We start from the raw sequence: 20,175 nt of genomic DNA, 5'->3' as shown, positions 1-20,175 counted from the left end.
AGTACTTTCACTTGCCTTCCTTGTATCCAAATTATATCGAACCGACTATAACTGAATAATCTGATTTTAACGCACTTTTATATTGTATTGCCTATCTTCAAACCTCCTTCTTATTACCATAGTTGTTTTTTATGAAAATTCATCGTCCGCATTTATTAAAGCATACTTTTAATGTCGTTAATCGTGTTCGCCAAACAGCGAGCGTGGCAGGTCTGTCTGCGCTAAGAGTGGCAAAAGGTGAAAAACCTGACGCTATGCTACTCAAAGAAACCTTTGAGCAGTTAGGTACGACTTATATCAAAATCGGTCAGTTTATCGCCAGTACACCGTCGCTGTTTCCACGTGATTATGTCAAGGCTTTCCAGAGCTGTTTGGATCAAACCACGCCATTGTCTTATGCTTATATCGAGCAAGTTCTGACAGAGGAGCTGGCGATTGATGGTATGACGCTCGCTGATAAGTTTGCGCATATTGACTCAGAGCCACTAGCATCCGCCTCTATCGCTCAAGTGCATGCAGCACGATTGCACAATGGTGATGAAGTGGTGCTAAAGGTACAAAAACCTGGCGTCGAAACCATCATGCAGACCGACTTGGGTGTATTGCATGGCGTAACTAAGCTACTTGAAATATTGATGCCATCGATGAAATTTGCGAGTATTGCACCGATTATTGATGAGATTCGCCTGCGTATGCTTGCCGAGACTGACTTTATCGCCGAAGCACAGAATATTCGCGATTTTCAGCAGTTTTTAGCGGTATCAGGTAATACTCGTGTCGTTGCACCAACTGTCTATGAAAAGCTGACTACCAAGCGTGTACTAACGATGAGCCGTCTATATGGCGTCTCTATGGTCGATGAGTCACTCATGCGTCAATACTGTGTAGATCCTGCCCAAGTTATGGCAGATACTTTGAACACATGGTTTGCCAGTCTTATGCTGTGCAATAGTTTCCATGCTGATCTGCATGCGGGCAATTTGATGCTATTGACCGATGGCCGTATTGGATTTTTGGATTTTGGTATCGTCGGTAAACTAAAAGCTGAGAGCTGGCGTGCATGTATGGGCATGATGCAAGCCATGCAAGATAGTGACTACCAAGCCATGGCGCACCATATGATTGATATGGAAATGACGCATGGTGGCAATAAAGTCGATGTGACTGCACTTGGGAATGACTTACAGCGTATGATGATAACCATCATGGCAGAAGATAAAACCTTTACCAGCGGTGTACCGTTTAATAGTAAAGAACAAGCTGATGAGCTCAATAAAATGATGCTTGAGATTGTCGAAGTTGGCAAACGTCATGGCATCCATTTCCCACGAGACTTTGCTCTATTGACCAAACAGATGTTGTATTTTGATCGGTTTATGCGTACGCTAGCTCCAGATATGGATATGTTTAGCGATCAGCGGGTACAAATGCTAGGGCAAGATACGGTAGAGACGCCAACGTTAGACGTATCATAGTTTTCTCGGATACTTTATGCTTGCCTACTATATTTAATAACTTCTCTATTTCTGTGTTTATTTATTACTGCTTTTGACTGTCTAACACAAAGGATTGTGTGCTAATTGCCGCAAAAATGGCTCTGTCATGATGACTGCTTTTAAAAGCCGTATGGTCCCGACGATTACCAACGAAACTGCCATTGCCTGTATCGGTATGTACTGCATGGCAGTCGTTATGGGTTATGGACGCTTTCTGTTTACTGCCACCTTACCGGATATTATGGTGCAATTGTCGCTATCAACGACCATTGCAGGCTGGCTGGCATCAATCAATTATATCGGCTACTTTATCGGTGCACTTATCGCCATGTTTGTGCCTCAGCGCTCGACATGGCAGGCGATGACGCTGTGGGCGATTATCAGTGTTGTCACCACGATGCTACTTGTCATACCAAATATGTCGCTCATGCTATGGTATATCATCCGCTTAATCGCAGGCATTGCAAGTGGCGTGGCGATGATTCTAAGCTCATCGTTTGTCATTCAAACCCTTAGCCCTGAGCGCCGTTCTGTATTATCAGCAGTTCATTATGCAGGTATTGGCGTTGGCATTAGCGCTTCTGCCATCGTGACGTGGTGGCTATTGAAGTTAGACTATCACTTCGATGTAATTTGGCTAGTCGCAGGTGTCACCAGTTTGCCGCTTGTATGGCTACTGTATGCGATAAAGCCAAGACAAGTACGGGCTGTTGATTCACAGCAGATTGATGCCAAGCAACACGTGTCAGTGCACCAGACCTATGTAAACTTTAAACGCTCCTTATACGAAGCAATTTCTGGACACCATAAAGCGCTTACTTTACTTTTTGTCAGCTACGTACTGGCAGGGTTTGGTTATATCAGCTCAGCAACTTTTTTACCCGTTATGGCAGCACAACGTCTAACAACACAGACGTATGCTGGACTCATGATTTGGTTGGTCGTTGGTATTTTTGCGATGTTGTCAAACCCCCTATGGGGCGCGCTTGCCAAACGTATCGGTGAGATAAAAACCTTAATGGGGCTGACGGTATTGCAAGCATTTGGGATGTGCTTGCCGATATGGTTTGATGGTGCATTTGGATTATATGGCAATGCTGCGATTTTGGGATTGACCTTCGTCGGTATGGTATCGATGACACTGACGCTGTTTAAAAACATCAATCCTGCCTATTCTAATTTACTGATTGCTTTGGCAACGTTGGCTTATGCATTGGGGCAGTTTTTGGGACCTTTGGTGACAGTGGCACTGGCAGGGAGAGATGGCAATTTCAATGCAGGGTTGCTTGTCGCTGCTATCGGATTAATGATCGGATTTGTACTATTGGTATGGTTTCGTCGACAGTCGCCAAAGACAGCTAAGCTCGTCTAAACCACGCTACGGCTAAATACTTCTCGTAATTCAAAACTGGTATGAACTTGGGCCACGCCTTCGATACGATTGAGGCGATGCAATAAAAACTCTTCGTAATGTGTCATATCACGTACCCTGACCTTAATCAGATAGTCTTCCGTGCGTCCTGTGACAATACTACAGCTAATGACTTCCTCAAAGCTCTGAACTTTGCGTTCAAACTGCTCAAAACGTTCTGCTGTATGTTGATCCATACTAATAGCGATAAACACGGCTAGCGGATAGCCAAGTTTTTGCGCATCGGTTTTGGTATGGTAGCCAGTGATTATGTTCGCATCTTCTAAGCGTTTGATACGACGTGCGCAAGGGGTGGCAGACAGGTTGACGCGTTCAGCGAGTTCAGTAATACTCATGCGTGCCTGCGTTTGCAATAAGTGTAGTAACTGTCTATCTATCTCGTCTATATCTGCAGTTCTTGTACTATCAATATAATTGTCTGGCATTTCTTAAGCCTTAATAGTGGATTTATTCGATTATAATGTCTAAATTGTGTTTTTCCACTAAAATAACAGAAAATAAAGTAAAAGAAAGCAGGTTTCTCTCCGTTAAACTTTGATATTATTATGGTATGAACACTAGTTATCTCGTATGATAAATACTGATTTAATCAACAGTTAATCGCCTAGCTAAATATATAAACAACCAAGTCATCTAAGGATTGATTATGTCTGACCAAGCCACGCACACTGCAGCCACAGGGACTGCAAAGATCACACCAAAAAGTGCTGCTTTTGACTTCCGTAAATACCGTCCATTTGCATTTGCGCCATCGCTGCCAGATCGTACTTGGCCAAGTAAAACGATTGAGAAGTCACCGATATGGGCAAGTGTAGATCTGCGTGATGGTAACCAAGCACTGATTGATCCGATGACGATTGAACAAAAAATGCGCTTCTTTAAGACCTTAGTAGATGTTGGTTTTAAAGAGATTGAGATTGGTTTTCCATCAGCGGCGCAGGTAGAGTTTGACTTTGCACGTAAGCTTATCGAAGAGAATCATGTACCTGAAGATGTGACGCTCCAAGTATTGGTACAAGCGCGCGAGCATTTAATTGCCCGTACTTTTGAATCATTAAAAGGCGCTAAACGTGCGGTCGTCCATGTCTATAACTCAACCAGCCGTGTACAACGCGAAAAAGTCTATGGCAAAGATAAAGCTGAAATTAAAGAGATTGCTATTGCAGGCGCCAAGCTATTGCAAGAGTATGCTGCAAAGTACCCTGAGACAGATTGGGTGTTTCAGTACTCGCCAGAGAGCTTTAGCCAGACAGAGACTGAATATGCTGTAGAGGTTTGCGATGCAGTGTGTGACGTGTGGCAACCACAGCAGGGTCAGGAAGTTATTTTTAACTTACCAGCGACTGTTGAGGCCTCTATGCCTAATGTCTTTGCTGATCAAGTAGAGTACTTCTGCCGCAATCTGGCCCAGCGCGAGCATGTGATTGTGAGCTTGCATACTCATAATGACCGTGGCTGTGCGGTAGCTGCCGCCGAATTGGGCGTGCTTGCGGGCGCGGATCGTATCGAAGGCACATTGCTTGGTAACGGTGAGCGTACAGGTAACATGGATATCATGGTCATGGCCATGAACTTGTTTAGCCAAGGTATCGATCCTGAGCTTGATTTTAGCAACATGAGTGAAATCGTACAGGTGGTGAGCGAATGCAATAATTTACCATTGCACCCTCGTCATCCTTATGTAGGCGAGTTGGTCTTTACGGCCTTTAGTGGCTCACATCAAGATGCTATCAAAAAATCTCTCGACTACAATGAAAGTAATCAGAGCGAAACAGACAATGTCTGGGACGTGGCTTATCTACCCATTGATCCTGCGCACATTGGTCGTAGCTATCAAGATGTGGTACGTATCAATAGCCAGTCGGGTAAAGGTGGCGTCGCATATATCTTGCAGCGTAACTATGGTTTCAACTTACCACGTTGGATGCAGATCGACTTTAGCCGTGTGGTACAAAAGCAAGCCGAAGCGGCGGCACGCGAGCTGCAGAATGATGAAATCTTGCAGACCTTTGAAGATACTTATTTGCAGCAAGGTAAGTTTGAACTACTAGACTATAGCGTCAACAATAAAGGCGGCGCGGTTTACTTTAGTGGTCAAGTACAGATGAATAGCGATACCATTGATATTGATGGCACGGGTAACGGCCCATTATCATCGTTTATTGACGGACTTGCGCAGCATACGGGCAAATCACTACATATTATTAACTATGCAGAGCATGCGATTAACCCGCATCATAACAGTGGTAATGGTATCGATGATGATACCAATAGTGATAACAAAACTAATGCCAACGCTGCTGCTTATATTCAGTTAAATGTCGATGGCGAGGTATATTCAGGTATCGGTACTTGTAGCAGTACGGTATCAGCCATGCTAAAAGGGGCATTATCGGCTTTTGCTCAAGCGCTAAACACAGAAGCTGCTTAATATTAAGTAGTCATTAATATCACGCAGAATTCTGTATGCTAATAACGCCATCGCTCCTTGTCTCTAGCAAGTAAAGCGATGGCGTTATTTTTTGCTATAAATACCTATGAAATGCCAACTACAGGTTTATGAGCAATAGCATAATGTTACTTGTGTTTTTAGTGTCTAAGACTTACGCTAATGTATATATTAAAATATTATAAATAAAAGGTTAATTATGGAACCTATCTCATTTGCTTCATTCACGCTAGCATCTATTTTGGCTTCGTTGCCCGCGAACGGTGAGGCTACCAAGCCGACCATTACCACTCATATTAGTCCAGCCATTGCCGGACAGTGGGAAATAGACTTGGACAGCAGCGCTCATTCTACTCACGCCATGATGACCAAGGAAGCGGAAGCTAACCAGTCGGCAAATACTGCGCCACAGCCTAGCAGTGTAGAGCCCAAGGTGATAACAGGCATGGACGGCGGCGTACTGACTCAAAGTGAAGAGCGGGTTCTAAACATTCAACCAACTACTAGCAAAAACTTACTTGCATCAGTTGGTAAGTCTAACCAGTGCCGCGAGCTATATAACTTTAGTGCGGATAATGAGATGTGGTCTGTCAGTGGCAAAGAGTGGACATACGGCCGATATCTGGTTACTCATCGTGAAGAAGGGCTGCCAGTTATTGCGATCAAGACTGTTTATGATAATAATGAAGTGGATTGCTCAGGCAATCAGATCGACCAGACTGATGAAGCGTTAATTGCATTTATCAATCATGATGGCAACCAAATGCAATGGTGTGCTGATCCTGATGGTAACGAATGCTTTATGAACTTCAATAGAGTGTTGCCATAATTAGATATGCTCGTTGTATTTTACGTATGATTGACAGCTTATTGATGACATAAAAAAACCGCTATATTAATAGCGGCTTTTTTATGTGCTGTTTTAATTAAAGTTGCGACTAAATTTAATAAACTTAGCGAACTCTATAAGTATTTCAGCTTACGAGTCTTTTTTAGCTTTATTCGCAGTCAGCAGCTCTCTTTCGAGGTAATGAATGTTTTGCGCTTCACGAGTGAAGTTCTCATCCGCCAAAATCACATCACGATGCAAAGGTATATTGGTTTTGATACCTTCGATAATCAGCTCATCAAGGGCATGTACTGTCTTAGCAATGGCTTGCTGACGAGTTTGGCCATGACAGATCAATTTACCAATCAACGAATCATAATAGGTTGGTATCTCATAGCCAGGGTATAGATGAGAGTCAAATCGAATACCAGAACCACTTGGCGTGAACAATTGACTGATAGTGCCTGGGCAAGGTACGAAAGTCGCTGCATCTTCGGCATTGATACGACATTCGATCGCATGACCTTGGATTTCAATCTCGCTTTGACGATAAGATAGGCCGTAACCGGCAGCAATTTTGAGCTGTTCGACAACAACATCGATACCAGTAATCATCTCAGTCACTGGATGCTCAACCTGTACACGAGTGTTCATTTCAATAAAGAAAAATTCGTTATTTTCAAACAAGAATTCGAACGTACCAGCACCGCGATACTTAACAAGCTCACACGCTTTTACACACGCTTTTAAGATTGGCTCACGTACATCATCTGGGATGTCTGGGGCAGGTGCTTCTTCTAGAACTTTTTGATGGCGACGCTGCAATGAGCAATCACGATCATATAGATGGATAGCATTACCATTACCATCACCTAGCACCTGTACTTCTACGTGGCGCGGGTTTTGTAGATAGCGCTCCATATAGACAGTGTCATCACCGAACCAGAGCTCAGCTTCTTGTTTGGCCGCTTGTACCTGACCAATTAGTTCATCGAAGCGTTCAACCACACGCATACCGCGTCCACCACCGCCAGAAGCCGCTTTAATCAATAGTGGGAAGCCGATATTGCGTGCTTGCTCTTCAGCATTATGCAGGGTCACAGCGCCAACTGAACCAGGTACAGTTGGTACGCCCGCTTTTTTCATAGCATTGATGGCAGAAACTTTGTTGCCCATAAGGCGAATATGATCAGCATTAGGACCAACGAAGGTCAATCCTGCTTCTTCTACTTGTTCAGCAAATTCAGCATTCTCAGACAAAAAGCCATAACCGGGATGGATAGCATCTGCACCAGTGATTTCAGCAGCGGTTAAGATGGTATTGATATCAAGGTAGCTTTGGTTAGCATTAGGCTTGCCAATACAAATTGCCTCATCAACAAAGCGCAAGTGCATCAAGTTGGCATCCGCAGTAGAGTAGACACCTACCGTTTCGATACCTAGCGCTTTACAGGCGCGGACGATGCGCAGGGCAATTTCGCCTCTGTTGGCAATGAGCAATTTTTTTATCATGGGTTCATCCTTGTCGAAGCGTCAGTCATTGACTGAGTTTCGATACATAGCATCAGGTTGTTTAGCATTGACGCAGTATATATACCAAAAGCCAGCCATAATGAAATAAAGTATGGCAAATATCGTTACGCTTTATAGCGTATGACAGGTTGACCGAACTGTACGACTTCAGAGTTATCTACCAAGATCTCGTCAACAATACCACTTTGAGTCGCTTCAAGCGGGTTCATGATTTTCATCGCTTCGATAATACCTAAAGTATCACCTGCCTGAACTTTTTGACCAACTTTCACAAATGGTGGATCATTAGGACTTGGTGCTGAATAAAAAACACCAACCATTGGTGAAGACTCAACGCTACCCGCTTTTTCTGCAGGTTTGCCTTCGACAGCGGCAGCAGCGTTCGCAGTTGGGGCAGCCATCATAGTTGGCGCAGGCGCGTCATAGTGACGAGTTAAGCTAATATGCTCGTCGTCAGAACTGATTTCTAAATTAACCAGTTCACTTTCTTCCATAAGGGCGATGAGGGTGCGTATTTTTTCAATATCCATAGTTTTTATCTGGCCTTGTACTAAATTCGAGAAATAGTGTAACTAAATATTGTCTAATTAATTGCTAATGATACCTAGATTCAGGGCAATGAGCAATCAATGTACAGTTGTTAACTGAGAATTTTTACATATTTTGACGTAAGCCATCTTTTTAGTAAGAAAATATCTACGATTTTTCATAGTCTGTATGATCAAATAACGCTAACAATGATTATAAAATGCAATCCATAAGCAATTGGCTCAACCCCATAGTATAGTTAAGCGTTTTTGCTGATAGCGTAGACGCAAAGTAAGTAAAATAGATGATAAGAACAAACCTGTAATTAACGCCATCCAAAATCCTTGCGCACCAACGTCAGTGAAACGTACTAGATAAACGCCAAGTGGTAGGGCAACTAACCAATAGCAAAACAGTGTTACCCACATCGGTATAGTGGTATCTTGCATGCCGCGCAATATACCAGCAACGTTAACCTGCCAGCCATCAAATAACTGATAGGCAAGCGCAAAGATAAGCAAGTGCATAGACTGGGCTCTAACATCTGGGTTATCAGTGAATGCTGCTGCCAGTTCTGGTCTGAATAGCCATATCCCAAGCATGCAGGTCAAAGCGATCAATACGGTCCATACCAGTCCAGTAGCTTGCACTTGGCGCAGTGCTAATAGGTTTTTTTGACCAAATCGATTGGAGACCATGATAGTGAGCGCCATGGCGACAGATATCGGTATCATAAATAGTTGTGAGGTCACTGACAGCGCCACTTGATGCGATGCGGTTGCCAGCTCACCCAATGGACTGATAACGAGTGCGCCTAAGCTAAATAAACTGGCTTCAAAGAAGATAGAGATACCAATAGGAATACCAAGTTTTAACAGCTTTTTAATCTGTGTTCGACTAGGGCTAGAGAAGCCATAAAAAAATCGCGTACTTACAAATTCGCGACGTTTCGTGAAGCTAGTATAGGCCGCAAGCAATAGGACATTTATCCATAACACCAATGCTGTTGCCACCCCGCAGCCTGCACCGCCCATTTCTGGCATGCCAAATAACCCATGAATAAAAATATAGTTCAAGGGAATATCTGCGAGCAGGCCAATGATACTAATGACAGTCACAGGCTCAGGACGACCCAATGCCTCACAATAACTGCGTAGAACGGCATATACGGCGAGCGCTGGGAAACCAAATGAGACACCATGTAAATACTGTGTCGCTATCGGCTGAATATTTTCTGGGACACCCATGATGCCAAGGACATTGGGAGCCAAATTGACAATGATAAAACCAATAATGCCAATGACACCTGCGGTCCATAAGGACTGCTGCGTGATATGCGGTATTTGGCCGTGCTGGTCTTGACCAATTGCTTCACCAATTAGAGGTGTGGTTGCGATAAGCACACCTGTGGCCAATAAAAACAGTGGTAGCCAAATACCAGAGCCAACGGCTACCGCAGCCAAATCAAGCGCAGATACTTGGCCTGCCATGATGGCATCAACCACGCCAAGTGCGGCTTGGCAAAACTGGGTAATTAAAATAGGGAGGGCAAGTATGCCTAAACGTAAGCTGTAGCTTTTAAAATCTTTGAAAGACAATGGAAAAACCATGGTAAGCAACTTTTTATTCTTTGCGGTAATTGTTATTAAGGTAGTTATTATTAATAAACAAACACTGCTATCAATCGACTAAGGTTGACGCAGCGAGGAGAGCGTAGTGCCGACGATAATACTCCGATAAATAATATGAGCAAGCTTATAATGTTGCATGATTAGATAGGCAGAGTATGAAAATAAAAGTAAAGACACTAAAATAAAAATAACCCGTCGATCCAAGTAGTGGATTGACAGGTCATATACATAGTAAGATGGTAAAGAAGCCACACTATGATGTCAACGTTTTAGCGCCGCTATGCAGATATTAATCTTAGGTTTTTTGTACCCTTTTGCACAGAAAATAGCAAAGAAATGATTTGATAAGTTTACTCTGGTAACAACTCAAGCGTCTCCGCCATACCCATAATCGCTCGCCAGTGTTTAGGCTCTAATGGAATCACTGTTAACTGCTGACATCCTTTTCTTAGTAATAATGAGTCTTCTAAAGCTGGCAAAAATTTCAGTTCTGATAGTGGTAACACTTCTGTAAAAGCTTGCTCAAAAGTGAGATCGACCATATACCAGCGAGGTTCTTCTTCGGTCGCAATAGGATCATAATGACGATGCTCAGGGTGAAACTGAGTAGGATCAGGATACCCTGCTGTAGTGACTGTCATAGTACCAGCGACTCCAGATGGCTTGGCGCTAGAGTGATAAAAGAATACCTTGTCACCAACTTTCATATCATCACGCATAAAATTACGTGCACGATAGTTGCGAACGCCGTCCCATCCGTCGGTGTCCAAACGCTGCAAATCTTCAATACCAAAAAATTTAGGGTTGGATTTCATTAACCAATATGCCATATATCTGTCCTTTTATTTTTTATTTATTCTTCAATTCGTTCTTAAAATTATCGAGGTTTTTATTAACTCACTTTCAAACTTGTCTTGAATAGTTTATCTTAAAAAAGCAAAGAGGGCTCCACCTGACATTAGGGTGGAGGTGAATTTCGCATCACTGGCTAACCTCGCTGGTTCTGAATGTATTGCTTAATAATATCTAGTGGCGCACCGCCACAAGAGCTTGCAAAGTAGGAGCGTGACCAAAGCACAGGCTTGGAATAAGCTGCTCTTAAATCAATAAAATCACCCCTCATTCGTCTACTGGTGACTGACTTCAAGTTATTAACCAATTTGCTTAATTGCACCGTTGGCGGGTACTGGATAAGCATGTGGATATGATCTGCTCCACCGTTACATTCTTTTAATTCAGCATCAAAGCTCTTGCATACCTCAGTGACACACTCACTGAAATACTTATGATGCAGCTCACCTAAAACTTTTTTTCGGTACTTAGTAATAAAAACCAAATGAACGTGGAGATTAAAGGCAGCATGGCGGTTTTTATATATCTCACTCATTGTAATAAAAACTCTTAAATGCTATTATTATAAGCATAATATCAAACACACACTCATTAATAAAGAACGCATTTATGAAAATCAACAAAGCGTATAAATTTAGGCTTGAGCCTAATGCAGAGCAGGAGATTGTTCTAAATAATCTTGTCGGCTCTGCACGTTTTGTTTGGAATCAAATGCTAGTGATCTCATTTGAGATGTTTGCTAAAGATGAGTTTATCAATGCCACGAACCTCGTTAATAAAATCATGGATCTAAAGAGCAATCCTGATTTCGAGTTCTTAAAAAGCAGCTCAAACGCTGTCTCTTTACAACAAAAAGTACGTGATCTTGCATCGGCTTGGTCACGTTTCTTTAATCCTAAAGTACATGCCAGATTGAAAGAAAATAAAAAGAAACCTCGTAAACCCAAGTTTTTTAAACTGGCTGATGGCACAGAAATCCAGCTACGCCCGTTGATGCCACAATTTAAGCGCAAATCCGATGGGCGTGACTCAATTCGGTTAGTTCAGTTTGATAAATACTGCCGTGTTAAGGGCAATCGAGTAAAACTACCGAATGGCGTGGGCTTGGTGAAGTTTAGAAAATCGCAAGACATTATTGGCACGATTAAAAATGTCACCATTAGCAAGAAATCAGGTCGCTGGTATGTGTCGTTTGGCACAGAGCACGAGCTGACAGAGAACCCTCGTCACCCCTCTAAAAGCGCTATTGGCTTGGACGTGGGCATCAGTAAACTACTCACCACCTCAAACGGTGAATATATTAAACCCAAAAACAGCTTTAAAACCAATCAACTCAAACTTGCCAAACTGCAACGTGGATTGGCGAAAAAAGTAAAATTCAGTGAAAACTGGAAAAAGCAAAACCGCAAGATTCAAAAACTCCACAGCCACATTGCCAATATCAGACATGACTACTTGCACAAAATCACCACCAGCATCAGCAAAAGCCACGCCATGATTGCTTGTGAAGATTTAAAAGTCGCCAATATGTCGAAATCAGCCAGTGGTACGGTGGAGAATAAAGGTCGTCATGTCAAAGCCAAGTCAGGATTGAATAAATCCATCCTAGATCAAGGCTGGGGCATGATGGTCAATATGCTTAAGTACAAGCAGCAATGGCGCGGTGGGTTACTGATTAAGGTAAACCCACGATACACTAGCCAAACCTGCTCTGAATGCCAGCATATCGCTGTCGATAACAGACAAACTCAGTCAAAATTTGAGTGCGTCAAATGTAGGTATGTTGCGAACGCTGATTTTAATGCGGCTCGTAATATATTAGCGGCAGGACATGCCGTTTTGTCTGTGGAGGGAGGATGCAGTAAAAATCGCCCGTTGAAACAGAAAGCAAGCGACCTTCGTGAGAAAGTCGCCTAAGAGCATCTGCTTTTAGAATCCCCCTCTTGAGCTTCGCGAAAGTGGTGGGAGTATGTCAACCTAGCGTTACTTTTGATATCGATCATTATTGCTCACTACAAAATAAGTTTATTTATGCCCAAAGTAAATACAGACAGCATGCCAAACGACCTGAATACGTTAAGTCTTACTGAACCAACGACGGATACTATCGCGGTAGACGTGAACGACATTCCATTGTCTCTTTACATCCACATTCCGTGGTGTGTGAAGAAGTGTCCTTATTGCGATTTTAATTCGCATGAGCTACCGATAGACAGTGAGCTATCCATGTATGAAGAATATGTCGATGCATTACTGTTAGACGCCGCAATGCAGCAACCTTTAACTCAGGGCCGAGAGATTGGTTCGATATTTATCGGTGGTGGTACGCCGTCTTTGCTACCTATTGCTCAGTATCAGCGATTGTTTACTGGGTTACGTACGTGTTTTGAATTTGCAGAAGACATCGAAGTGACCATGGAGGCCAATCCTGGCACGCTTGAGCATGCACCATTTGCGCAGTATTTAGAGGTTGGTATCAATCGTCTGTCTATCGGTGTACAGAGTTTCGCTGCTGATAAGCTAAAGGTACTTGGACGTATCCATGATCCTGTGCAAGCGTTATCAGCAATTCGCGCTGCCAAAGCGGCTGGATTTGTACGGGTCAACGTCGACCTGATGCACGGTCTACCGCAGCAAACTATGAATGAAGCGCTAGAAGATATCCAAATGGCGCATAATGCTGGCGCAACGCATATCTCTTGGTATCAACTGACTATTGAGCCAAATACCGTGTTTTACCGCAGCCAGCCTATTTTACCCGATGAAGACAATTTGGCAGATATCGAACAAGCAGGTCAGTCACTATTGCAGCAATTAGGTTATAGCAATTATGAGGTGTCGGCATGGGCAGGTGCGTCAGACAAACCATGCCGCCATAATATCAACTATTGGCAGTTTGGCGACTATCTAGCAATCGGCGCGGGAGCACATGGTAAAGTGACGATTGGTCGTAACGATAGCAATGGTGGTCATTCATCAGACGTAAAAGACAAAATGGAAGATGACTTGTTAATAGCGTCAGGCATCTATCGCTTTAGCAAATCACGTTTGCCAAAAGATTATGTAGTAATGAATCCAGATGTCACTGAGATGTCTGGTATACGCCAAATCACGCCAAAGATGGTTGGCTGGCAAGTGATTGATCAAGAGGAGTTAGTGAGCGAGTTTATGCTAAACGCGCTGCGCTTACATGGCGGCGTCGCTTGGTCACTGTTTGAAAAGAGAACTGGATTAACCCTTGATAGTATTGCTGAACAAGTGAACAGTCTTGTCAAACAAGGGTTGTTGGTAGATAGTGATACGCAGTTGCAACCGACGGTATTAGGTCAGCGTTATCTCAATCAGATATTACGCGCGTTTTTATAAAATCGTGCTTGAGTAATTGTTTAACAGCAGCGAAGTAAGAACACAAAAAAGACTTATCAAATGAATGATAAGCCCTTTTGAAAATCTAAAAAAAGCAGACCTTAGATTTTATCTTGTACGTCTTGTGCGCCGCCAGTTACAGCATTTCCGGCGCTTGATACGTCTTGGCCAAGGCCTTTAAACGTGTTGCAACCAGTTAGAACGAACATAGCAGTTAAAGATGCGATGATTACTTTTTTCATAATAGTATCCTCAAAGATAAATGAATGGTTATAAATAACAACAGTGACGCTAAGCGTGTGCTCAAGCTTCACTGAAGGGGTATTGGATGAGACAGTCATACATAAATGCTATCGCGCTATCCATTACAGACATCATAATGAAAGTTAAAAACGCTGCACAGTATCAAAATGTAATTATTGGCAGTAAACTGTAACTTTCGATTACCTACCGCTCATAAATTTAAATAATAGAGCGCTGAATATTTGTGGAGTAAGAATGACCATCCATATTGTGCTAGTAGCACCAAAAATGCCGAGTAACACTGGCAATATTATTCGACTGTGTGCCAATAGCGGGGCACAGCTACATTTAGTCAGACCGTTAGGATTTGAGCTTGATGACAAAAAGCTACGCCGCGCAGGCCTTGATTATCATGAATATGCTCATTTACAGGTGCATGATGATTGGGCAGCTGCAAGGCAAGCACTACAAGCTGCTGACTGCCATGTCGTTACGGCATTGACGACCAAGCTAAGCAAACCGTTTTACGATTATGACTTTGGCAAAAACTCGGACTCTGACGCATCTGATAATTCTGTTATGCCTAATATTGCGCTGGTTTTCGGTTCTGAGACAGCAGGTCTGGCAGACGATATACGTGAAGATATCGGTGCTGATAACTGGCTAAGATTGCCCATGCTAGCTGACTCACGCAGTTTGAACTTATCAAATAGCGTAGCCATCTGTTTGTACGAGATATGGCGAAAGCAAGGGTTTATGGGCGATGAAGGTCGTAGCGTTGGTTATGAGACATTGACAGTCTACGACCCAAAATAGCGATTCTACAAAGCAATAACTGTAGACTTAAAAGTATTTGCGTACTAAATGAGCAGTAAAATATTAGATACTGCTCATGCACGTATGATAATTTTCTAGTGCGCCATCGATTGTATCTTATCGTCTATAAAGTACTTATAAACAGTTTGGTGGTTTTGGTAGTCCTGATAAGCGATTGACATGACGCGCGACTAAACCTGTATTAAACAATTGCTGTAGCTTTTGATTGCTAATATCAAGTTCTGGTAAAGTCTTTTGTAGCCATTTGATTAATGGACGGGTTGCTGGCGCGTGATTAAATTTGTCAAAAAACGCGCGCACTTGTTGCAAAACTTCTAAATGCTCATCGCTCAGATTAACCTCTAGTGTGTCTGCCAATTGCTGCGCGATAACAGGTGTCCAAATCGTATGGTCACATAGATGGCCGTCTTGATCCAATTCGATATTAGCCGCTGATAATGTAGCGTTGTGATTGGTCATGTCATTATTCATAAGGCAATCGTCACCACTTTATCAAACTGACTGCTCTGAGTCAGGTTGACCCATTCTGCGTCGGTTAAAACAGCAGTCAACTTAGTCTCTAAATTAAGTTTGCCAGTTGTATTTGTTGTGAGCTGGGCGATGTCATCTGCTAATGCGTAAATACCAGCAATACCATCTATATCGCTATCATTTAAATAAGCATTGAGCCAGTCGATAAAAGCAGGGGTGGCGCCAAGCAGAAGGATACTATCACCTGTGCGCCAAGTGTGAGACATCTCTTCAGTACTGCGTCTAAGGGTATCCATCGTGCTATGCAATTGATATAAAGTTGCCATAAAAGTGTCCGATTACGTGCTTTATTATTTTATAAATCTAAGTTATATAGCGATTTAAAAGGTAAGTATCTGCTCAAAGTCTTGTGAGTTGATGACCTCTGGCACGAGTGTGAGCTGTGATGCCAGATCTGTCGGCAACATACCGGTGACCCAGCCACTAAAGACATCATCAGGTAGCCAAGCTGCGGGCATATCGTAAAGCTCAAGTGACTGCATCATGCCATGCAGCCGCGAGTCAGATTGCATCAATAAGCCAAAGACAGGCGCATCTAAGAACAATTGCACCTCATGACCAAATGTCGCTAAAGTTAGCGCAAGCGCACAACCTTCGTAGCTTGCTGCTTCAGTGGGCGTGTGCAGCTGAATTAATAATCTCATTATGTATTCCTAAAAATAGTTACCGCTACCAGTGATCTCAATAGACAAACTATCAAACGACATGCTATCAAAACTGTATCAAACGACAGTCGTCCTGCATCATCATCGCAAGCTCACTGAGTCCCACTAAGGTAAACCCTGTTGCAAGATTGGCACCGTCAAGCTGATGGCGTGAGCTGTTGTCTACATCACTCACACCGCGGCCAAGGGCTGTACTGACACAGACAGGCAGGGGTAATTGATACTGCTCAGCCAAAGACTGCCATTCTTTGGTCAAATCTAATTGATCGGCTGACTGCCAACGCAAGCGATTGGCTATGTGAGCCGAGTCGCCATAAAAGAAGACATTGAGCAATGGTTGTTCAGAGGTAGTATTATCGCTGCTGCCTGTACTATTAGTGTCATTGTTATCAATATCATGACTATCCGCTGCGCCATTCAGGTAAGCGCGTGCATAGCGTAATGCCAAGTGTGCCAGTGGGTGACTAGGGTCAGCAGTAATCAGTAGTAACGGGGGAGTGGTCGTCATAAGGCGCAGTATCACATATTATAAATAAGAGTTTAGAAATTATGGCCGAGTTGCTATAAATGCTTTGTATAAAGTCATTTGGTCGTTATTATTATAGTGCTTGTGTGCAAATTTGCGTGACAGAAAACAGAATTTATACTGATAATGAGACATGCAGCGGATCATACTGTCACATCAAATATCGTTATGTCATAAAAGAGCGGCGCGTCGTCTCTATCAAAGTTGTTTATGCTAACATAAAGCGCCGCAAACCAAGTAGAGTCACTGTTATTTAACGTGGTTTTATCTCAAGTGTAGGCACATTGAGTATTATTATTTGATGCTGTGACTGCCTCGTAAGAAAAAACAATAAACTTATGAGCTAGGTTCACGTAGTCTTACCATTCTATGTAAGGAGTTTTTGTCACTATGTTACCTGCTATGCCCTCACGTGTGAACAATGGTACAGATTATCAGCCTACCGTAGAACAACTGCAAGTCCTGCAGACAGCGAGCGAATTTGCTTATCAGATTTGGGAAAGTCGGACCGTTTCATGTCAGACGTTTTTGCGTAGCTATCCATTGAATAGTACGCTGACCCGTCAGCAAATCGATGATCTGATACAAGATTATACGTTAGATGAGAACTATCAACTCGCTGATGAAATCAAGGTCATGAGTGGTCTACGTCACTTGCGCACGCTACTAATGATGCGCTGGATTTGGCAAGATGCCTTGCAAACGATCAGTCTGGAGCAGCTGACCGATGAGTTGTCTGAGTTTGCAGATGGCTGTATCTCTTTTGCTAAAGATTATACCTATCAGCACTTAGTTGCTAAATATGGCGAGCCGACCTTTATCAATGAACAAGGCAATATACAAATCGATGATATGGCGATTATGGCCATGGGTAAACTTGGTGCGCAAGAGCTGAATTTATCAAGTGATATTGATCTAATCTTTGTACATCAAGCGCGCGGCGAGACCAATGGCAATAAGGCAAAAGGCACACGTAGCATAGATAATAAACGCTTTATGACCAGATTGGGTCAAGGCATTATTAAACTGCTTGATAACAAGACCGCTGACGGTTTTGTCTTTCGAGTAGATATGCGCTTACGTCCATGGGGCGATGGTAGTGATTTGGCCATTCATCTGTCCGCATTACAAAAATACTTTACGATGCATGGCCGTGCATGGGAGCGTTTTGCTTGGTTAAAAGCACGCGTAGTCGGACAAATAGACCAGCCATTTTATGAAGAAATACAAGCGCTGATTAAGCCATTTGTTTTTCGTTATTATGTGGACTACAGTGCGTTTTCAGCATTGAGAGAAATGAAGTCTCTTATTCAAAACCAAGTTGCACAGCGTGAAGACTTGGACAATATCAAGCTTGGTGCGGGCGGCATTAGAGATATTGAGTTTATCGTACAGGCCTTTCAGCTTATCTATGGCGGCCGGCATCCACAGCTACAAATCAAACCTTGCTTGCAGGCGATGCAAGTATTGTGTGAGCTTGGCTATCTGGAGCATTCAACTTACGAGCAGCTACAGGCAGCATATCGGTTTTTGCGCCGGCTTGAGCACGCTATTCAAGCGATTAATGACCAACAGACCCAGCGCTTACCACACGATGAGCAGTGGCAGCATAATCTAGCAGTGACGCTGAATTTTGAAAACTGGCATGCCTTATTAGATCAACTTAATCGTCATCGCGACAGTGTCAATGTGCCGTTTGAGCGTATGGTTACTGAGCGCCAAGTACCTGACAACGAAGATACCGACCTAGAGCCAGAGCACTTAGATGAGCAAATTGCCCGTTTAAATGAAGTGCTAACAAAAGAAAATCGCGAGGTACTACAGAATTTTTGGCAATCAAAAATGGTGGCTAATTTAAGTGATGAAGCCAGAGAGCGTTTAGACGACGCATATCCTGTCATTGTCCATGCGTTGTTAGCGCATCAAGAACAGCAGCAACTTGCCAATACTGCTTTACCAAGATTGATCTCACTGCTTGAAGCGATTTGCCGTCGTTCTATCTACTTGGTCATGATTGCTGAAAACCCCAATGCAACGATTGAGCTGATTCCAATGCTGTCTGCCAGCCCGTGGATTGCAAAAGAGTTGGCTCAGTACCCTGTACTATTGGATACATTTTTGCAGCAGCGTTATCGCCATCTGCCAGATAAGCGTGAGCTACGTGATATCTTGCGTCAACAGTTGCTACGCGTCGAGCCAAACGATGAAGAAGAGCTGTTGAGCGTCCTGCGACTGTTCAAAAAGAATCAGGTGTTGGCTGTCGCTGCTAGTGATGTATTGGCTGAGCGTCCGATTATGAAAGTGTCAGATTCATTGACTTATATCGCTGAGGTCGTATTAGAAGCCGCATTGGAGCGCGCTTTTGCAGAGATTGTTAACCGTTATGGGTATCCTATTGGCCAAGATGGCGACCCAGTCACTGAAGCGGACTGCGGCTTTGCAATTATCGGTTATGGCAAGCTTGGTGGCTTAGAGCTATCGTATTCTTCAGATTTGGACTTGGTATTCTTACACAAGATAAAAGAGCAAGGCATGACCACTGGTGAAAAATCAGTCAGTGGTATGAAGTTTGCCGCGCGTCTTGTACAAAAGCTGATGAATTATCTCAATACTCAAACCCGTGATGGCCGTGCCTATGAGATTGATATGCGTCTGCGGCCTTCAGGAAATGCTGGCATGATGGTGGTGTCTTGTCATGCGTTTGAAACCTATCAAATGGATAAAGCATGGTCATGGGAGCATCAAGCGTTGGTACGTGCTCGTGCGATTTGCGGAGACAGACGAGTCACTGCACGCTTTTGTGATATTCGCCGCGATGTATTGTCGTTGCCACGGACACTGGATCAAGTACGTAGTGAAGTCACCAGCATGCGTATCAAAATGCAAAAGCATCTAGGCACGAGCCAATGGCAGCAGGAAGCGGGCAAGTTTCATCTTAAGCAAGATGCAGGCGGTATTGTAGATATTGAGTTCTTAGCACAGTTTGCCGTATTGGCTTACTCGCATGAATATCCAAGTTTGACCAAATGGAGCGATAATGTGCGAATTTTTGCAGAAGTTGCTTTGCTTGGTATTTGGAATGATCAAGTCTGTCAGGATTTGACCGATGCCTATCTAAGGATTCGTGCTGCCACGCATCAGTTAGCACTATCAGAGCAGTCTTTGCTCGTTGATGAGTCATTGTGGCAGGAGACGCGAGCGTTAGTACAGTCACAGTGGCAGCATCTCATGGGCGTAGAGACAGACGACGAGTAATA

At 43.3% G+C, this 20,175-nt stretch carries 19 protein-coding genes; 8 read left to right on the top strand and 11 right to left on the bottom strand.

Annotated features, from left to right (window positions below; genetic code table 11):
* Positions 1-131 precede the first annotated feature (131 nt).
* Positions 132-1,475, top strand: coding sequence for an ABC1 kinase family protein (locus tag ACQKCG_RS10220; RefSeq protein WP_201571447.1), 1,344 nt, complete (start codon positions 132-134; stop codon positions 1,473-1,475).
* A 127-nt stretch (positions 1,476-1,602) separates the two neighbouring features.
* A complete protein-coding gene (locus ACQKCG_RS10215; protein ID WP_201571449.1) occupies positions 1,603-2,868 on the top strand; it encodes a YbfB/YjiJ family MFS transporter in 1,266 nt (421 codons plus the stop codon).
* Here the strand turns inward: ACQKCG_RS10215 and ACQKCG_RS10210 are convergent.
* Complete coding sequence (locus tag ACQKCG_RS10210; RefSeq protein ID WP_101204823.1) at positions 2,865-3,353, bottom strand: Lrp/AsnC family transcriptional regulator; 489 nt, start codon at positions 3,351-3,353, stop codon at positions 2,865-2,867. The two genes, ACQKCG_RS10215 and ACQKCG_RS10210, sit on opposite strands and share 4 nt — an antisense overlap.
* A gap of 221 nt (positions 3,354-3,574) precedes the next feature.
* Between ACQKCG_RS10210 and leuA the strand changes: the two genes are divergently transcribed.
* Together leuA and ACQKCG_RS10200 are read left to right on the top strand one after the other, a co-directional pair.
* Positions 3,575-5,359, top strand: coding sequence for a 2-isopropylmalate synthase (gene leuA / locus ACQKCG_RS10205; RefSeq protein WP_160021915.1), 1,785 nt, complete (start codon positions 3,575-3,577; stop codon positions 5,357-5,359).
* 217 nt (positions 5,360-5,576) lie between these two features.
* Entirely contained in the window at positions 5,577-6,206 is a 630-nt protein-coding gene (locus tag ACQKCG_RS10200) for a hypothetical protein (RefSeq protein ID WP_414558583.1), read from the top strand.
* A gap of 150 nt (positions 6,207-6,356) precedes the next feature.
* Here the strand turns inward: ACQKCG_RS10200 and accC are convergent, their stop codons facing one another.
* From accC to tnpA, 5 genes are all read right to left on the bottom strand, one after another.
* The gene (gene accC, locus ACQKCG_RS10195) at positions 6,357-7,718 is read right to left on the bottom strand and encodes an acetyl-CoA carboxylase biotin carboxylase subunit (RefSeq protein WP_414558585.1); all 1,362 of its coding nucleotides are present in this window, start codon (positions 7,716-7,718) and stop codon (positions 6,357-6,359) included.
* Between the two features lie 125 nt (positions 7,719-7,843).
* Positions 7,844-8,269 carry an acetyl-CoA carboxylase biotin carboxyl carrier protein gene (gene accB / locus ACQKCG_RS10190; RefSeq protein ID WP_414558587.1) on the bottom strand — a complete coding sequence of 142 codons (426 nt, stop codon included), beginning with the start codon at positions 8,267-8,269 and terminating at the stop codon, positions 7,844-7,846.
* Positions 8,270-8,509: 240 nt separating this feature from the next.
* On the bottom strand, positions 8,510-9,877 hold the full coding sequence (locus ACQKCG_RS10185; RefSeq protein ID WP_414558638.1) for an MATE family efflux transporter: 1,368 nt from the start codon (positions 9,875-9,877) through the stop codon (positions 8,510-8,512).
* A gap of 371 nt (positions 9,878-10,248) precedes the next feature.
* Complete coding sequence (locus tag ACQKCG_RS10180) at positions 10,249-10,728, bottom strand: EVE domain-containing protein (protein WP_414558589.1); 480 nt, start codon at positions 10,726-10,728, stop codon at positions 10,249-10,251.
* Between the two features lie 158 nt (positions 10,729-10,886).
* Positions 10,887-11,285, bottom strand: a complete 399-nt coding sequence (gene tnpA / locus ACQKCG_RS10175; protein WP_102092183.1) for an IS200/IS605 family transposase — start codon at positions 11,283-11,285, stop codon at positions 10,887-10,889.
* Between the two features lie 74 nt (positions 11,286-11,359).
* On the opposite strand from tnpA, the gene ACQKCG_RS10170 reads away from it, so the two are divergent.
* Both ACQKCG_RS10170 and hemW read left to right on the top strand, forming a co-directional pair.
* Complete coding sequence (locus ACQKCG_RS10170; protein WP_414558591.1) at positions 11,360-12,667, top strand: RNA-guided endonuclease InsQ/TnpB family protein; 1,308 nt, start codon at positions 11,360-11,362, stop codon at positions 12,665-12,667.
* Positions 12,668-12,805: 138 nt separating this feature from the next.
* Entirely contained in the window at positions 12,806-14,116 is a 1,311-nt protein-coding gene (gene hemW, locus ACQKCG_RS10165) for a radical SAM family heme chaperone HemW (RefSeq protein WP_414558640.1), read from the top strand.
* A 101-nt stretch (positions 14,117-14,217) separates the two neighbouring features.
* On the opposite strand, the gene ACQKCG_RS10160 is transcribed toward hemW, so the two are convergent.
* Entirely contained in the window at positions 14,218-14,358 is a 141-nt protein-coding gene (locus ACQKCG_RS10160) for an entericidin A/B family lipoprotein (RefSeq protein WP_101204419.1), read from the bottom strand.
* Positions 14,359-14,614: 256 nt separating this feature from the next.
* On the opposite strand from ACQKCG_RS10160, the gene ACQKCG_RS10155 reads away from it, so the two are divergent.
* Entirely contained in the window at positions 14,615-15,175 is a 561-nt protein-coding gene (locus ACQKCG_RS10155) for a tRNA (cytidine(34)-2'-O)-methyltransferase (protein ID WP_414558593.1), read from the top strand.
* Positions 15,176-15,310: 135 nt separating this feature from the next.
* On the opposite strand, the gene ACQKCG_RS10150 is transcribed toward ACQKCG_RS10155, so the two are convergent.
* The 4 genes from ACQKCG_RS10150 to tusD form a co-directional block, all read right to left on the bottom strand.
* Positions 15,311-15,655, bottom strand: a complete 345-nt coding sequence (locus ACQKCG_RS10150) for a TusE/DsrC/DsvC family sulfur relay protein (RefSeq protein ID WP_414558642.1) — start codon at positions 15,653-15,655, stop codon at positions 15,311-15,313.
* An 8-nt stretch (positions 15,656-15,663) separates the two neighbouring features.
* Entirely contained in the window at positions 15,664-15,993 is a 330-nt protein-coding gene (locus tag ACQKCG_RS10145; RefSeq protein ID WP_414558595.1) for a hypothetical protein, read from the bottom strand.
* 54 nt (positions 15,994-16,047) lie between these two features.
* Positions 16,048-16,371: a hypothetical protein gene (locus ACQKCG_RS10140; RefSeq protein ID WP_414558597.1), complete on the bottom strand. Its 324-nt coding sequence runs from the start codon at positions 16,369-16,371 to the stop codon at positions 16,048-16,050.
* A 67-nt stretch (positions 16,372-16,438) separates the two neighbouring features.
* On the bottom strand, positions 16,439-16,900 hold the full coding sequence (gene tusD, locus ACQKCG_RS10135) for a sulfurtransferase complex subunit TusD (RefSeq protein ID WP_414558599.1): 462 nt from the start codon (positions 16,898-16,900) through the stop codon (positions 16,439-16,441).
* Between the two features lie 408 nt (positions 16,901-17,308).
* On the opposite strand from tusD, the gene glnE reads away from it, so the two are divergent.
* On the top strand, positions 17,309-20,173 hold the full coding sequence (glnE, locus tag ACQKCG_RS10130; RefSeq protein ID WP_414558601.1) for a bifunctional [glutamate--ammonia ligase]-adenylyl-L-tyrosine phosphorylase/[glutamate--ammonia-ligase] adenylyltransferase: 2,865 nt from the start codon (positions 17,309-17,311) through the stop codon (positions 20,171-20,173).
* Positions 20,174-20,175 lie beyond the last annotated feature (2 nt).

The sequence above is a fragment of the Psychrobacter sp. NPDC078929 genome, assembly GCF_050267985.1.
GTDB lineage: Bacteria > Pseudomonadota > Gammaproteobacteria > Pseudomonadales > Moraxellaceae > Psychrobacter.
This window is presented reverse-complemented; position numbering and strand designations above follow the sequence as displayed.

Bases quoted from the DNA above. Each gene is read 5' to 3' on its own strand.
- ACQKCG_RS10215 (WP_201571449.1), top strand. From the start codon at position 1,603: ATGATGACTGCTTTTAAAAGCCGTATGGTCCCGACGATTACCAACGAA.
- ACQKCG_RS10180 (WP_414558589.1), bottom strand. From the start codon at position 10,728: ATGGCATATTGGTTAATGAAATCCAACCCTAAATTTTTTGGTATTGAA.
- accB (WP_414558587.1), bottom strand. From the start codon at position 8,269: ATGGATATTGAAAAAATACGCACCCTCATCGCCCTTATGGAAGAAAGT.
- ACQKCG_RS10145 (WP_414558595.1), bottom strand. From the start codon at position 15,993: ATGGCAACTTTATATCAATTGCATAGCACGATGGATACCCTTAGACGC.
- ACQKCG_RS10210 (WP_101204823.1), bottom strand. From the start codon at position 3,353: ATGCCAGACAATTATATTGATAGTACAAGAACTGCAGATATAGACGAG.
- hemW (WP_414558640.1), top strand. From the start codon at position 12,806: ATGCCAAACGACCTGAATACGTTAAGTCTTACTGAACCAACGACGGAT.
- accC (WP_414558585.1), bottom strand. From the start codon at position 7,718: ATGATAAAAAAATTGCTCATTGCCAACAGAGGCGAAATTGCCCTGCGC.
- ACQKCG_RS10155 (WP_414558593.1), top strand. From the start codon at position 14,615: ATGACCATCCATATTGTGCTAGTAGCACCAAAAATGCCGAGTAACACT.
- ACQKCG_RS10150 (WP_414558642.1), bottom strand. From the start codon at position 15,655: ATGACCAATCACAACGCTACATTATCAGCGGCTAATATCGAATTGGAT.
- leuA (WP_160021915.1), top strand. From the start codon at position 3,575: ATGTCTGACCAAGCCACGCACACTGCAGCCACAGGGACTGCAAAGATC.
- tnpA (WP_102092183.1), bottom strand. From the start codon at position 11,285: ATGAGTGAGATATATAAAAACCGCCATGCTGCCTTTAATCTCCACGTT.
- ACQKCG_RS10170 (WP_414558591.1), top strand. From the start codon at position 11,360: ATGAAAATCAACAAAGCGTATAAATTTAGGCTTGAGCCTAATGCAGAG.
- ACQKCG_RS10200 (WP_414558583.1), top strand. From the start codon at position 5,577: ATGGAACCTATCTCATTTGCTTCATTCACGCTAGCATCTATTTTGGCT.
- glnE (WP_414558601.1), top strand. From the start codon at position 17,309: ATGTTACCTGCTATGCCCTCACGTGTGAACAATGGTACAGATTATCAG.
- ACQKCG_RS10160 (WP_101204419.1), bottom strand. From the start codon at position 14,358: ATGAAAAAAGTAATCATCGCATCTTTAACTGCTATGTTCGTTCTAACT.
- ACQKCG_RS10140 (WP_414558597.1), bottom strand. From the start codon at position 16,371: ATGAGATTATTAATTCAGCTGCACACGCCCACTGAAGCAGCAAGCTAC.
- tusD (WP_414558599.1), bottom strand. From the start codon at position 16,900: ATGACGACCACTCCCCCGTTACTACTGATTACTGCTGACCCTAGTCAC.
- ACQKCG_RS10185 (WP_414558638.1), bottom strand. From the start codon at position 9,877: ATGGTTTTTCCATTGTCTTTCAAAGATTTTAAAAGCTACAGCTTACGT.
- ACQKCG_RS10220 (WP_201571447.1), top strand. From the start codon at position 132: ATGAAAATTCATCGTCCGCATTTATTAAAGCATACTTTTAATGTCGTT.